This is a genomic window from Methyloceanibacter sp. (assembly GCF_051306395.1).
Lineage (GTDB): Bacteria > Pseudomonadota > Alphaproteobacteria > Rhizobiales > Methyloligellaceae > Methyloceanibacter.
Genome location: NZ_JBPPND010000208.1, coordinates 20033 through 33402, shown reverse-complemented (window position 1 = coordinate 33402; position 13370 = coordinate 20033). Strand labels below are relative to the sequence as shown.

At 63.6% G+C, this 13370-nt stretch carries 12 protein-coding genes and 1 other RNA gene; 10 read left to right on the top strand and 3 right to left on the bottom strand.

Going from position 1 to position 13370, the window contains the following annotated elements; all coding sequences use genetic code 11:
- Window positions 1-64: 64 nt before the first annotated feature.
- Together ssrA and ACSLE4_RS10980 are read right to left on the bottom strand one after the other, a co-directional pair.
- Window positions 65-456, bottom strand: a transfer-messenger RNA (tmRNA) gene (ssrA, locus tag ACSLE4_RS10985).
- Window positions 457-531: 75 nt separating this feature from the next.
- The gene (locus tag ACSLE4_RS10980) at window positions 532-783 is read right to left on the bottom strand and encodes a PepSY domain-containing protein (protein WP_435904493.1); all 252 of its coding nucleotides are present in this window, start codon (window positions 781-783) and stop codon (window positions 532-534) included.
- A gap of 104 nt (window positions 784-887) precedes the next feature.
- On the opposite strand from ACSLE4_RS10980, the gene ACSLE4_RS10975 reads away from it, so the two are divergent.
- From ACSLE4_RS10975 to miaA, 7 genes are all read left to right on the top strand, one after another.
- Window positions 888-1682, top strand: coding sequence for a thymidylate synthase (locus ACSLE4_RS10975; RefSeq protein WP_435904492.1), 795 nt, complete (start codon window positions 888-890; stop codon window positions 1680-1682).
- Window positions 1679-2233: a dihydrofolate reductase gene (locus ACSLE4_RS10970; protein WP_435904491.1), complete on the top strand. Its 555-nt coding sequence runs from the start codon at window positions 1679-1681 to the stop codon at window positions 2231-2233. The genes ACSLE4_RS10975 and ACSLE4_RS10970 overlap by 4 nt, the downstream gene beginning before the upstream one ends.
- Before the next feature lie 160 nt (window positions 2234-2393).
- A complete protein-coding gene (gene hflK, locus ACSLE4_RS10965) occupies window positions 2394-3527 on the top strand; it encodes an FtsH protease activity modulator HflK (RefSeq protein ID WP_435904490.1) in 1134 nt (377 codons plus the stop codon).
- Window positions 3527-4594, top strand: a complete 1068-nt coding sequence (hflC, locus tag ACSLE4_RS10960; protein WP_435904489.1) for a protease modulator HflC — start codon at window positions 3527-3529, stop codon at window positions 4592-4594. Before hflK ends, hflC begins: the two co-directional genes overlap by 1 nt.
- Window positions 4595-4609: 15 nt before the next feature.
- A complete protein-coding gene (locus ACSLE4_RS10955) occupies window positions 4610-4795 on the top strand; it encodes a DUF2065 domain-containing protein (RefSeq protein WP_435904488.1) in 186 nt (61 codons plus the stop codon).
- Window positions 4796-4909: 114 nt separating this feature from the next.
- Window positions 4910-6382, top strand: a complete 1473-nt coding sequence (locus tag ACSLE4_RS10950; protein WP_435904487.1) for a Do family serine endopeptidase — start codon at window positions 4910-4912, stop codon at window positions 6380-6382.
- 63 nt (window positions 6383-6445) lie between these two features.
- The gene (miaA, locus tag ACSLE4_RS10945) at window positions 6446-7357 is read left to right on the top strand and encodes a tRNA (adenosine(37)-N6)-dimethylallyltransferase MiaA (RefSeq protein ID WP_435904486.1); all 912 of its coding nucleotides are present in this window, start codon (window positions 6446-6448) and stop codon (window positions 7355-7357) included.
- A gap of 3 nt (window positions 7358-7360) precedes the next feature.
- On the opposite strand, the gene ACSLE4_RS10940 is transcribed toward miaA, so the two are convergent.
- Complete coding sequence (locus ACSLE4_RS10940; protein ID WP_435904485.1) at window positions 7361-9298, bottom strand: potassium transporter Kup; 1938 nt, start codon at window positions 9296-9298, stop codon at window positions 7361-7363.
- A 377-nt stretch (window positions 9299-9675) separates the two neighbouring features.
- Here ACSLE4_RS10940 and ACSLE4_RS10935 point away from each other — a divergent pair, with 377 nt between their 5' ends.
- From ACSLE4_RS10935 to ilvC, 3 genes are all read left to right on the top strand, one after another.
- Window positions 9676-11442 (top strand): acetolactate synthase 3 large subunit, encoded by a 1767-nt coding sequence (locus ACSLE4_RS10935; RefSeq protein WP_435904484.1) that lies wholly within the window; start codon window positions 9676-9678, stop codon window positions 11440-11442.
- Window positions 11442-11984 (top strand): acetolactate synthase small subunit, encoded by a 543-nt coding sequence (gene ilvN, locus ACSLE4_RS10930; RefSeq protein ID WP_435904483.1) that lies wholly within the window; start codon window positions 11442-11444, stop codon window positions 11982-11984. The genes ACSLE4_RS10935 and ilvN overlap by 1 nt, the downstream gene beginning before the upstream one ends.
- Window positions 11985-12066: 82 nt before the next feature.
- A complete protein-coding gene (gene ilvC / locus ACSLE4_RS10925) occupies window positions 12067-13086 on the top strand; it encodes a ketol-acid reductoisomerase (RefSeq protein ID WP_435904482.1) in 1020 nt (339 codons plus the stop codon).
- The last annotated feature ends 284 nt before the right edge of the window (window positions 13087-13370 follow it).

Below are 13370 nucleotides of genomic sequence, written 5' to 3'. Positions count from 1 at the left end.
TCGTCGTCTGCCATGAGCGGCGCCGCTCCAAATCCCGCGACGTAGGCAGTCACCCCGTCAATAAAGTGGAGGGCTTCTGTTGCCCGGTGCCCTCCGAAACCGCGCCTAACCCCTGCGAGGAGGTTAGGGCTTGAAATTTAGGCTATCGCGCTGACTACGCAGCGAGACGTGCCTCCGCATAGTTGTCGTTGGCAACTATTTGGTTTGGCCCGATAACGGCGGATACCATGCCGAGCAAAAGTACGACCTTTACACCCTCGTCGAGCCTGTTTCGCCCCCGCCACGTTTCAGTTCGCATCGTGTCTCTCGCAAATTCTGTACGCGAAACTGAAACCTGGTGGAGGCGCCGGGTACTGCCCCCGGGTCCGAGTGGCTTATTACGTCGCCCGTTTATCGCCATAGCTGGCTTGCACCAGCCCTTCATATATAGGCTGTTCGAGCGGCAAAAAAAAGATTGATGGTTCGATAACCCCCAGGCGATGCCGCGCGAATCAGTCGCGGTTCCAGGGGCTTGGCGGAGCGCGCGGAGCGTCAGTCCCGCTTCATCTTAATGATGCGGCCGGTGCGCGCGTCGATCTCCATCTCGATCTCCTCGCCGTAGGCATCCTCTCCCTCGACCTCCCAGATGCCTTTCCGCCGCTTGAGCTCGATTTCGTCGAGCTTGACGATGCCTCGGTCGAAGGCCATGGCGCGCACCGTTTCGATGTCCACATAAGCGGCGGAGGCCGGCGCAGCGAAACCGAGGCTGACACCAAGAGCGAGGACAACTGGCATGAGACGCATTGAATGCTCCATTCGCAGGGTCTATCGACAGACAGGCCCTGGCGAGTCGTGGCCGGGCCGTCCCTTATATGTGGGGTTCCCCGGATCATAGGGAAAGACACCGATTGCGCCAATATCTCGATCTTCTGGCCCAAATCCGCCATGAGGGCCTTCGCAAGGAGGACCGCACCGGCACCGGGACGCTGAGCCTGTTCGGTGCCCAGATGCGCTTCGATCTGAGCGACGGTTTTCCGCTCATGACCACCAAGAAGCTGCACGTGAAGTCGATCGTTCACGAGCTTCTTTGGTTCCTGCAAGGCTCGACTAATGTGCGCTATCTGCAGGAGCATGGCGTGCGCATCTGGGACGAATGGGCGGACGAGACCGGCGAGCTCGGGCCTATCTACGGCAAGCAGTGGCGGTCCTGGCCCACGGCCTCCGGCGAGACTGTCGATCAGATCACAGCGCTGGTCGAAGGGATCAAGCGCGATCCCGACTCCCGCCGCCACATTGTCAGCGCCTGGAACGCGGGCGAGATCCCGAACATGGCCTTGCCGCCCTGTCATTGCCTGTTCCAGTTCTACGTGGGCGGCGGGCGGCTCTCCTGTCAGCTTTATCAGCGTTCGGCGGACATCTTTCTCGGTGTGCCGTTCAATATCGCCTCTTACGCGCTGCTCACCCAGATGGTGGCGCAGGTGACGGGCCTTAAGCCCGGGGACTTCGTGCACACGTTCGGCGACGTGCATCTCTATCTGAATCATGTCGACCAGGCCGACGAGCAACTGTCGCGGAGCCCGCGCGCGCTGCCACGCCTGGGGATCAATCCCGACGTCAAGTCCTTGTTCGACTTCGTCTATGAGGACTTTGCGCTGGTTGGCTATGACCCGCACCCGGCGATTCGCGCCGAGGTGGCGGTGTGAGCCAAGACACCTCGGAGCCCGTCATCGCGATGGTCGTGGCCATGGGTAAGAACCGCGCCATCGGCCGCGGCGGCGATCTGCCGTGGCACCTGCGCTCCGACATGAAGTTTTTCCGGAAAGTGACCATGGGCAATCCCGTGATCATGGGCCGGCGCACCTTCAAGTCGCTGCCGCGCGTGCTCGACGGGCGGCTGAACATCGTGCTGACCCGCGATGAGGGCTTCGTCGCCCCATCCGCCGTCATGGCCCACAGCCTGGAGGAGGGGCTTCAAGCCGCCCGCGAGTCCGCGCATCGAACCGGCGCGAACGAAATCATGGTTATCGGCGGCGAGGACGTGTTCCGCGAGGTCTTGCCGCAGACCGGCCGGATCTATCTAACCGAGGTGCATGCCGCCCCGGACGCCGATACCTGGTTCCCCGAGCTCGACCGGAACGAATGGCGCGAAATCTTTCGCGAGCGGCACGAAGCGGGGCCCCACGACGACCATGATTTCAGCTTCGTGATCCTGGAACGTGTCGGCGCGCCATCACGCGGAGGGTCTTCACCCTAGGGGGAGCCCGCATTGCGTGGCTCTTATGACTGGCCTATAACCCCCGGGACCCTTGTCGCGGTACCGCCATTTTGGTGCGCCTACTCTTCCCTGCGAGCGGCGCATCGCAAAAAGGCGGGTCCACGCGCGACCCCCACACGAAATCAGGACAACAGACATCATGCCTTGGAGCAATCAGAGCGGAGGCGGCGGCGGTTTTAAAGGCGGCGGCAATGGCGGGCCCTGGGGTCCGCGGCCGGGCGGCCCTGGCCAGCAGCCTGATCTGGAAGAGATTTTGCGCCGGAGCCAAGACCGGCTGCGCCAGGCAATGCCTGGCGGCCGCATGGGTGGCCCGCTTGCGGCGCTGATCGCCGTGGTGGTTCTTATGGTCATCGGCTTTTTCGGCTTTACCGTTCGCGTGAACCCCGACGAGCTCGGCATCGTGCTCCGCTTTGGCGAGTATATTCGCCAGCTTCCGCCTGGTCTGAACTTCCGCCTGCCGTACCCGATCGAGCAGGTGGAGCTGCCCAAGGTCACGCGCATCAACCGCATCGAGATCGGCATGCGCGGGGCCTCCGACCGGGAGCTCGCCGCAGGCGTCCGCGACGTACCGGAGGAGAGCCTGATGCTCACCGGCGATGAGAACATCGTCGATATCGATTTCGTGGTGCTCTGGCAGATCAGCAACGCGCCGGACTATCTCTTCAATATCCAGAATCCCGAAGGCACTGTGAAAGACGTGGCCGAGAGCGCCATGCGCGAGATCGTTGGCGAGAGCGACATTGAGCCGATTCTGACTGCCGCCCGCGCCGAGACGGAAGCAAGTGTGCAGGAGCTCATTCAGCGCATTCTCGACGGGTACGGGGCCGGTATCCGCATCGTCCAAGTTCAGCTTCAGAAAGTCGATCCACCGGCGCAGGTCATCGACGCGTTCCGCGACGTGCAGGCCGCGCGCGCCGACCAGGAGCGTTTGCAGAACGAGGCGCAGACCTATGCCAACCGGGTGGTTCCGGAAGCCCGCGGTGAGGCCGAGCGCATCTTGCAATCCGCGCAGGGCTATCGCGATCGCGTGATTGCCGAGGCAAAAGGTGAAGCGGACCGCTTCGAGAACGTGCTGGAGGAATATCAGAAGGCGCCCGATGTGACGCGCCGGCGCATCTTCATCGACACGATGCAGGAGGTGTTGACCAACACCGACAAGATCATCATCGACGATAAGGGCGGCTCCGGCGTTGTGCCGTATCTGCCTTTGTCTGAATTGCAGAAACAGCGCTCGACCCCGGCCCCGTCGACGACGCAAGGGGGAGGTCAATAATGGGACGCACCGCTCTCACCGTGGTTCTTGTCGTCTTTGGCCTGCTGGCCGTGACGGCCTATCTGACGCTGTTCACCGTGTATCAAACCCAGCAGGCTCTGGTTCTCGAGTTTGGTAAGCCGAAGCGTCTCGTCACCGAGCCGGGCCTGAAGTTCAAGATCCCGTTTATTCAGAACGTCAGCTACTTCGACAAGCGGCTGCTCGATCTCGATTCCGCGCCTCAGGAGGTCATTGCCGCCGATCAAAAGCGGCTCGTGGTCGATGCCTTCGCACGTTGGCGCATCACCGATCCGTTGCTTTTTTATCAGACGGTGAGCGATGAGCGGATCGCCCGCTCGCAACTTGGCGCCTTCCTCGAGGCATCGTTGCGTCGTGTGCTTGGTTCTTCGAGCTTCGAGGCCGTGGTGCGCGACGAGCGAAACTCGCTCATGCAGAAGATTACAGAGCAGGTCAACGCCGAGGCTAAAGGAATTGGCGTCAAAGTGTTGGACGTCCGCATCAAGCGGGCCGATCTGCCGGAGGCCAATAGTCTCGCCATCTTCCGCCGCATGCAGACCGAGCGGCAGCGCGAGGCCGCCGAGATCAGGGCGCAAGGTGAGGAAGCCTCGCGGCGCATCCGCGCCACGGCCGATCGCCAGGTCACGGTCCTCAAGGCCGAGGCGACCGGCGAATCGGAGCGTATCCGCGGTGACGGCGACGCCGAGAAGAACGCCGTCTTCGCCGGAGCCTTCGGCAAGGACCCCGACTTCTTCGCCTTCTACCGCTCCATGCAGGCCTATCAGAGCGCGCTGCAGTCAGACGACACCAGGTTGCTGTTGAGCCCCACTTCGCAATTCTTCCAGTACTTCAACGACTCCGCTGGCGGCGCCGCTGCAGGTGCTGTGATCGAGGCCCCGGAGGGCCTGCCGGATTTGCCCGACATCGTGCCGGCGCCGGAAGTGGAGGAGATGGGCAATAGCGCCTCGGATGCGGCCCCGGCAGACCAGGAACCCGACTCCAGCGCTCAGGACCGGGAAGCCGATGCGAGCGATGTCGACGGCGTGACCCCGGTCACCCCGTCGCCATAGGTTAAAGCGGACGGCATGGACGACCTCGCCGTCGCCATCGGCCTCGTTCTGGTGATTGAGGGCCTGCTCTGGGCGCTTGCGCCACGCATGGGACGCAAGCTGCTGGAAGCCGCCTCGGAGACCCCGGAGTCCTCCTTGCGCCTCGCCGGCACCTTAGCCGTCGCGGCCGGCGTGTTCATTGTCTGGATGGCGCGCGGCTAGCCATGTCCGGTTCGAGCCGCACAGCCACGGTTTCCTGCTCGCATCGTGCGATTTTCGCTAGAATGGCGCCCGCGCCGGTCCCGGCCGGCGGAGCATGCGGGAGTGCTTGAAGCGATGTGTCGAGGGAAACGCCAGGACCGGACAACGCGGCGCGCACTGACGGGCGCGGCTTGGGCCGTGGGGTTTTGCCTGCTGCTGGCGGCCGTTCCCGGCCTTGCCCGTGGGCCTGCCTCCGTCGCCGATGTCGCCGAAGGCTTGCAAGATGCGGTGGTCAACATCTCCACCACCCAGACGCTGCAAGGGCCGGGCGAACCCGGGCCCATGCGCAAGGGCCCAAAAGGCTCGCCCTTCGAGGAGTTCTTCGACGATTTTTTCGATGACGAGGGCCCCGACGGCACGCCCCGCAAGGTGAGTTCGCTCGGCTCCGGCTTCGTCATCGACCCGTCCGGGCTCATCGTCACCAACAATCACGTCATCGAGGGCGCCGACGAAATCATCGTCAACTTCATCGACGGCTCCAAGCTGAAGGTGACCAAGATCCTGGGCCACGATCCCAAGACCGATCTGGCGCTTCTGAAGGTCGAGCCCAAGGAGCCTCTTAAGGCGGTCTCCTTCGGCAATTCCTCGGTCATGCGCGTCGGCGATTGGGTGATGGCCATCGGCAATCCCTTCGGCCTCGGCGGCAGCGTGACCGTCGGCATCATCTCGGCCACCAAGCGCGACATCAACGCAGGCCCCTACGACGATTTCATTCAGACCGACGCCGCCATCAACCGCGGCAATTCCGGCGGACCGCTTTTCAACATGGAGGGCGAGGTGATCGGCGTGAACACCGCCATCATTTCGCCGACCGGCGGCTCGATCGGCATCGGCTTCGCCGTGCCCTCCAACACGGCGACCAAGGTCCTGAACCAACTGAAAGAATATGGCGAGACGCGCCGCGGCTGGCTCGGCGTTCACGTCCAAAGCGTCACCGAGGAGATCGCCGAGGGCCTGGGGCTGGCCGAGCCCATGGGAGCGCTGGTCGCCTCCGTAGCGCCGGACGGGCCCGCCGCCGCCGCCGGCATCGAAGCGGGAGACGTGATCCTCGACTTCGACGGTCAGCCGATCGAAAGCATGCGCGATCTGCCGCGCGCCGTCGTCGGCACCGCGATCGACAAGGATGTTCCGGTGAGGCTGCTGCGCGGCGGGAAGACCTTGGACATCACCGTGAAGATCGGCCGGCTTCCTGAAGAAGACGATGAGGACGAGGACGAGATCGAGGAGACGCTCCCGGTGCCGCCCGACGGCGAGGACCTTCTGGGCCTCACCATCGCGCCGCTGACCGACGACCTGCGCGAGAAATACGACATCAGCGACAAGATCGACGGCGTGGTCATCACCGATGTGGTGCCCGACAGCCCGGCGGCCAGGAAGAACGTCAAGGCCGGCGACGTGATCGTGGAGGTCACCCAGGAAGAGGTGCACCAGCCCCATGACGTTATCGATCGGTTGCGCGCCGTGAAGCGCTCCGGCCGGGGCCGCGTGCTTTTGTTGCTGTCCGACGCCAAGGGCGAGCTGCGCTTCGTCGCCGTGCCGACAAGCTGACGCGGGGTCGGCCATGGCTCTGCAGCAAGTAGTGGCTATGCAGCAAATGATCCCTGAAGCGCCGTGACCGAAGCCGTCCTTATCGCCGGACCCACCGCAAGCGGCAAGTCGGCCGCGGCGCTCGCGCTGGCGCGGGCCTTGGGCGGCATGATCATCAACGCCGACTCCATGCAAGTTTATCGCGAGCTTCGCGTCCTCACCGCGCGGCCGGACGCCGCCGACCTCGTGGCGATCCCCCATCGCCTCTACGGCACGGTCCCGGCGGCGGAAGCCTATTCCGTGGGCCGGTGGCTCGGCGATGCCGCGGGCGCCATCGCCGAAGCCAGAACCGAAGGCCGCGTACCGATCCTCGTGGGCGGTACCGGGCTCTACTTCAAGACGCTCCTTGAAGGCTTGGCGCCCGTCCCCGAGATCCCCCAGGAGACGCGGGACCTTTGGCGTGAGAGGGCGGCGACGCTTGCCGCCGGCGAACTCCACCGCGAACTCGCCGCCCGCGATGCCGTCATGGCCGCGCGGCTCCCGCCCAGCGATCCGCAGCGTATCGTCCGCGCCCTGGAAGTGATCGACGCCACCGGCGTCTCGCTCGCCGACTGGCAGGGCACCGCGGGCTCGCCCATTCTCAAGGACGATGCGGTGTTGAAGCTCGTCGTCGCGCCGGAACGCGACGCGATTTATGCGGCGATCGATGCGCGGTTCGACCGCATGGTCGAACAGGGCGCGTTGGAGGAAGTCGAGGCGCTTGCGTCTTTGCGGCTCGACGAAGGCCTCCCCCTGATGCGCGCCCTTGGCGTCCGTGAGCTTGCGGGCCACCTTGCCGGAGCACTCTCCCTGGAGGAGGCGGCAACCAAGGCCAAGACCGAGAGCCGGCGCTATGCCAAGCGGCAGATGACCTGGCTGAAGCGGTTCATGGCGGACTGGGAGTGGGTCCCCAATGGGGACAGTGCGGCACGGACCGCCGAGCGCATCGGCTTCTAACGGCTACACCGTGACTTGCGTGCCGATCTCCACCACCCGGTCCGTGGGCAGTTGGAAATAGCTCGACGCATCGTCGGCGTTATGGGCGAGGTAGACGTAAAGCTGGTCCTGCCATTGCGGCATCCCAGAGCGCAGGTCGGGCCGCACCGAACGGCGCGACAGGAAGAACGACGTCGACATGATGTCGAACTGCCAGCCTTGCCGCCGGGCGATGGCGAGTGCTTTCGGCACGTTGGGCCGTTCCATGAAACCGAAATGCAAGGTGACGCGCATGAATTTGTCGCTCACCGTTTCCATCTGAACACGGTTCTCCGTCTTCACCCGGGGAATGTCCTCGTTTTTGATGGTCAAGATCACATTGTGCTCGTGGAGCACCTTGTTGTGCTTGAGGTTATGCAACAGCGCCGTGGGTGCGAAGTCCGGATCTGAGGTCAGGAACACCGCCGTTCCCGGCACGATATATGGCGGCTTCTCTTCGAGGTTTTTGATCAAGGGCTCGAACGGCACTTCCACCCGCCGCGTCTTCTGGGCGAGAAGCCGCGTACCCCGGCGCCAAGTCACCATGACGATAACCAGCATCACGCCGACGAGCACCGGCAGCCAGGCGCCCTCGAACAGGTTGAGCATGCTGGCCATGACAAACTCCGTGTCGACGAAGATGAGCGGCACCATCACCGCGATCACCCAGATCAGCTTCCAGCGCCACAGCTTCCAAATCACGATGAAGCCGAGAATGCCCGCAACCCATTCGGTCGCCGCCACGGCGAGCACGTAGGCGGATGCCAGCTCGCTTGAGGACCTGAACATGAAGACGAGCAGCAGCACGCCGACGAGCAGCAGCCAGTTCACCCGCGGCATGTAGATTTGGCCGGCCTGGGACTCCGAGGTGTGACGCACCTCCATGCGCGGCAGCAGGCCGAGTTGCATGCCTTGCCTGGTGATGGAGTAGGCGCCGGTGATGACCGCTTGGCTGGCGATGGCCGTCGCCATCGTGGCGAGCGCCACCATGGGATAGAGGGCCCATTCGGGAAACAGCAGATAGAACGGGTTTGAGATCGTTTCGGGTTTCAGGAGCACGAGCGCGCCTTGGCCGAAATAGTTCAAGAGCAGCGCCGGCAGCACGAGATAGAGCCAGGCGGTCTGGATCGGCTTCCGGCCGAAATGGCCGAGATCGTTGTAAAGCGCCTCGGAGCCCGTCACCACGAGGAACACGGCGCCGAGCGTGACAAGCCCGATAATGCCGTGGGTCAGCAGAAACTCGATCCCGTAATAGGGATTGAGCGCGTAGAGGATGCGCGGGTTGGCGGCGATCTCGGCGGCGCCGGCGGTCGCGATGACGAGAAACCAGACCGTGGTGATCGGGGCGAACAGGGCCGACACCCGCGCCGTGCCGTGGCTCTGCACCGAGAACAGCGCCACGAGAATGACCACGGTAATCGGCAGCACGTAAGGTTCGAACGCGTCCGTCGCGACATTGAGGCCTTCCACCGCCGATAACACCGACAGGGCCGGCGTGATGAGCGTGGAGCCGTAGAACATCGCCGCGCCGAGAATGCCGAGCGCGAGCACCAGCGGTGTGCGCTTGCCGACCGCGGTAAAGGCCAAGGCCGTCAGCGCCAGCGTGCCGCCTTCGCCGTTATTGTCCGCCCGCAGCAGGATCAGCACGTATTTCAACGTCACGACGATGAGCAGCGACCAGAAGATCAGCGACAGCACGCCGTAGACGGCGGCTTGGGTGACGATGCCGTGCTCGCCGCTGGCCGCCAGCACCGCCACGCGGAGCGCATAGAGCGGGCTCGTGCCGATATCGCCATAGACGACGCCAATGGAGCCGAAGGTCAGCGCCCAGAACGCGCGCTTGCTCAGCGCCGGCGCGCCATTGCCGTCGCCGTTGCCATTGCCGTTGGCAACATTCGTTTCTGAACTTGCAGATTGCTGCATTCAGACCAGGTGCGTGGAAGAGTGTTGGATGGTTGCCGCGTGCGCGCTAACCGCGGCGCCGCATTGTGCCCTCAAAGCGGTAGGGACATAGGCGGATCGCAGGCCAATGTCTAGGACGGTTGTCGCTTGAGGCGCGGCGCCGCCCCGGGAGAAGCCTGCCCGCGCAACAATGAAATAGTCCGGTGCGACAAAGGGTAATTTATGGAAAGATAAGGTCAGAGAAACTTGCCATTCATTCGCGTTTCTCGTTGACCCTGTGACATCGACGCCTTAGGGTGCGCGCCTTAATCCGGCGTTTCCCGCCATTACCTTATGTTTTCCACCGGGCAGCGGCTGGTTCCAGCCGCTTGGGCTCGGTTTTGCCAGTGAGTAGAGACATGTCTGCCTCGATGACAGGCGCCCAGATCGTGCTTCAGGCTCTCGCCGACCAAGGCGTCGAGCACATCTTCGGCTATCCCGGCGGAGCGGTGCTGCCGATCTATGACGAGCTGTTCCAGCAGGACCGGCTGAAGCACGTGCTTGTGCGCCACGAGCAGGGCGCCGTGCATGCGGCGGAAGGCTATGCGCGCTCCACCGGCAAGGTCGGCGTCGTCCTGGTGACGTCGGGTCCCGGCGCCACCAACGCGGTCACGGGTCTCACCGATGCGCTGATGGATTCGATTCCCGTGGTCTGCATCACCGGGCAGGTTCCGACACATCTCATCGGCAACGACGCCTTCCAGGAATGCGATACGGTCGGCATCACGCGCCCCTGCACCAAGCACAATTATCTGGTGAAGGACGTCGATCACCTGGCGCGGGTCCTGCACGAGGCGTTCTACGTCGCGCGCTCCGGCCGGCCCGGTCCCGTCGTCGTGGACATCCCCAAGGACATCCAGTTCGCCAAAGGCACTTACACGGGCCTGTCGAACTCGCAGCACAAGAGCTACCGCCCCCCGAAAGAGGGCGACCCCGCCGCCGTGGAGGCTGCCGTCGAGCTGATGGCGAACGCCAAACGTCCGATCTTCTACACGGGCGGTGGCGTCATCAACGCCGGTCCTTCGGCCAGCGAACGCTTGCGCGAGCTCGTCCACATAACGGGCTACCCCATCACCTCGACTCTCATGGGGCTTGGCGCCTATCCGGCCTCGGATAAGCAGTGGCTCGGCATGCTCGGCATGCATGGCACCTACGAGGCCAACAACGCCATGCACGATTGCGACGTGATGATCTGCATCGGCGCGCGCTTCGACGACCGCATCACCGGGCGGATCGATGCTTTCTCGCCGGGCTCCAAGAAGATCCACGTCGATGTCGATCCGTCCTCGATCAACAAGAACGTCACGGTCGATATCCCGATCGTCGGCGACTGCGATCACGTGCTCAATCAGATGCTCGCGGCCTGGAAGAAGAAGAGCCCCAAGGTCGACAAGCCGGCGCTGAAGACCTGGTGGGGCCAGATCGACAAATGGCGCGCGCGCAATTGCCTGCACTACAAGAAGCGCGACGACGTGATCATGCCGCAATACGCCATCGAGCGGCTGTTCGCGCTCACCCGCGGCAAGGACGTCTACATCACCACGGAAGTCGGCCAGCACCAGATGTGGGCGGCGCAGCACTTCCATTTCGACGAGCCCAACCGCTGGATGACTTCAGGCGGGCTCGGCACCATGGGCTATGGCATCCCGGCCGCGGTCGGCGTGCAGATGGCGCATCCGGACAGCCTCGTCATAGACATCGCCGGCGAGGCCTCGGTGCTCATGACCATGCAGGAGATGTCCACGGCGGTTCAGTACGATCTGCCCATCAAGATCTTTATCCTGAACAACGAGTACATGGGCATGGTCCGCCAGTGGCAGGAGCTGCTCCATGGCGGGCGCTACTCCCACTCCTACTCGGAAGCCTTGCCCGATTTCGTCAAGCTGGCGGAAGCCTATCAGGGCGTCGGCATCCGGGCCGAGAAGCCGTCCGAGCTCGACGACAAGATTCTGGAGATGATCGAGACGCCGCGGCCCGTGATCTTCGATTGCCGGGTCGACAAGCATGCCAATTGCTTCCCCATGATCCCGAGCGGGGAGGCGCATAACAACATGCTGCTGGGTGACGACGTCACCGAGCAGGACCTCGAAAACGCCATCACCGAAGAAGGCAAGGTGATGGTCTGATGGCTCAGCCCGGATCGGCCTATTCGCTCGAGACTCACAAGGAGAAGAGCGAGACACACACGATGAGCGTGCTCGTGGACAATGAGCCCGGCGTGCTCGCGCGCGTCATCGGCCTGTTCGCGGGCCGCGGCTACAACATCGAGTCGCTCACCGTGTCGGAGACCGAGCACGAGGCCCATCTCAGCCGCATCACCATCGTCACCACCGGCACGCCCATGGTCATCGAGCAGATCAAGCATCAGCTCGACCGGCTGGTTCCGATCCACTCGGTCACGGACCTCACCGTGCTGGGCCACCCGATCGAGCGCGAGCTGGCGTTGCTCAAGGTGGCCGGCACCGGCGAGAAGCGGGTCGAGGCGCTGAGTCTGGCCGAGGCGTTTCACGCCCAGATCATCGACTCTTCCACCGGGCATTTCGTGTTCGAGATCACGGGCGAGCAATCGCGCATCGAGGAATTCATCGCGCTGATGCAGCCGCTGGGCCTCGTCGAGGTCTGCCGCACGGGGCTGGCCGCCATCGCCCGCGGCCCGGAGCGGATGTAATCCGCCACTTGTTTTTTCGCGGCCAGGGCGGCAAAACCCGGGCCGAACCACCACTCAGGACTTCATACGTAGGGGAACAGGTATGCGCGTCTATTACGATCGGGATGCCGATCTCAATCTGATCAAGGGCAAGAAGGTCGCCATCATCGGCTATGGCAGCCAGGGACACGCGCACGCGCTGAACCTGAAGGAATCCGGCGTCGCCGAGGTTGCCGTGGGCCTGCGCCCGGGCTCGAAGTCCGCCGCGAAAGCAGAAGGTGCCGGGCTGAAGGTCATGTCAGTGGCCGATGCCGCCAAATGGGCCGACGTGGTGATGATGCTCACCCCGGACGAGCTGCAGGGCGAGATCTGGCAGAACGACCTCAAGCCCAACATGAAGGAAGGCTCGGCGCTGTTCTTCGCCCACGGCCTCAACATTCATTTCAATCTGATCGAGCCGCGCGCCGACATGGATGTCTGCATGGTGGCCCCGAAGGGCCCGGGCCATACGGTGCGCGCCGAATATTCGCGCGGCGCCGGCGTTCCTTGCCTGGTCGCCATTGCACAGGACGCCACCGGCAACGCCCACGATCTGTCGCTGTCCTACGCGTCCGCCATCGGCGGCGGCCGCGCCGGCATCATCGAGACCACCTTCCGCGAGGAATGCGAGACCGATCTGTTCGGCGAGCAGTCAGTGCTGTGCGGCGGCCTGGTCGAACTGATGCGCAACGGCTACGAGACGCTCATCGAGGCGGGCTACGCGCCGGAGATGGCCTATTTCGAATGCGTCCACGAGGTGAAGCTGATCGTCGACCTTATCTACGAAGGCGGCATCGCCAACATGAACTACTCGGTGTCCAACACCGCCGAGTATGGCGAGTATGTCTCCGGCCCGCGCGTCGTGAACCAAGCCAGCAAGGCGGCCATGAAAGAGGTGCTGACCGACATCCAGTCCGGCAAGTTCGTCAAGGAGTGGATGCTCGAGAACAAGATCAATCAGCCGAGCTTCAAGGCCATGCGCGCTAAATGCGACAGCCACGACATGGAAGTTGTGGGTAAGAAGCTTCGCGACATGATGCCGTGGATCGCCGAGCGCAAGATGGTCGACAAAGCCAAGAACTGACGTCGCGGCGGGAGAGGGGGCTCCTCCTGTCCTCGTCATTGCCCGGCTTGACCGGGCAATCCAGTAACCCAGGCGTCACCAGATGAGCTAAGCATGGTGGTTACTGGATTCCCGCTGTCGCGGGAATGACGCCTGCGAAGGGGAGGGACAGCCTCCATGCTGATCACCCGCTACGCAACCCTCACGTCTCGACTGGCGGAGCGACGCGCGCGGAGTAGACCCGACCCAGGGCGACCTGTCGGGTCAGGCACTCAAGCCGGCCAAGAAGCCCACGGCCAAAGCGA

Excerpts from the sequence above, each read along its gene's own strand:
- ACSLE4_RS10980 (WP_435904493.1), bottom strand. The coding sequence starts at position 783 with ATGCGTCTCATGCCAGTTGTCCTCGCTCTTGGTGTCAGCCTCGGTTTC.
- hflK (WP_435904490.1), top strand. The coding sequence starts at position 2,394 with ATGCCTTGGAGCAATCAGAGCGGAGGCGGCGGCGGTTTTAAAGGCGGC.
- hflC (WP_435904489.1), top strand. The coding sequence starts at position 3,527 with ATGGGACGCACCGCTCTCACCGTGGTTCTTGTCGTCTTTGGCCTGCTG.
- ACSLE4_RS10955 (WP_435904488.1), top strand. The coding sequence starts at position 4,610 with ATGGACGACCTCGCCGTCGCCATCGGCCTCGTTCTGGTGATTGAGGGC.
- ACSLE4_RS10950 (WP_435904487.1), top strand. The coding sequence starts at position 4,910 with ATGTGTCGAGGGAAACGCCAGGACCGGACAACGCGGCGCGCACTGACG.
- ACSLE4_RS10940 (WP_435904485.1), bottom strand. The coding sequence starts at position 9,298 with ATGCAGCAATCTGCAAGTTCAGAAACGAATGTTGCCAACGGCAATGGC.
- ACSLE4_RS10935 (WP_435904484.1), top strand. The coding sequence starts at position 9,676 with ATGTCTGCCTCGATGACAGGCGCCCAGATCGTGCTTCAGGCTCTCGCC.
- ilvN (WP_435904483.1), top strand. The coding sequence starts at position 11,442 with ATGGCTCAGCCCGGATCGGCCTATTCGCTCGAGACTCACAAGGAGAAG.
- ilvC (WP_435904482.1), top strand. The coding sequence starts at position 12,067 with ATGCGCGTCTATTACGATCGGGATGCCGATCTCAATCTGATCAAGGGC.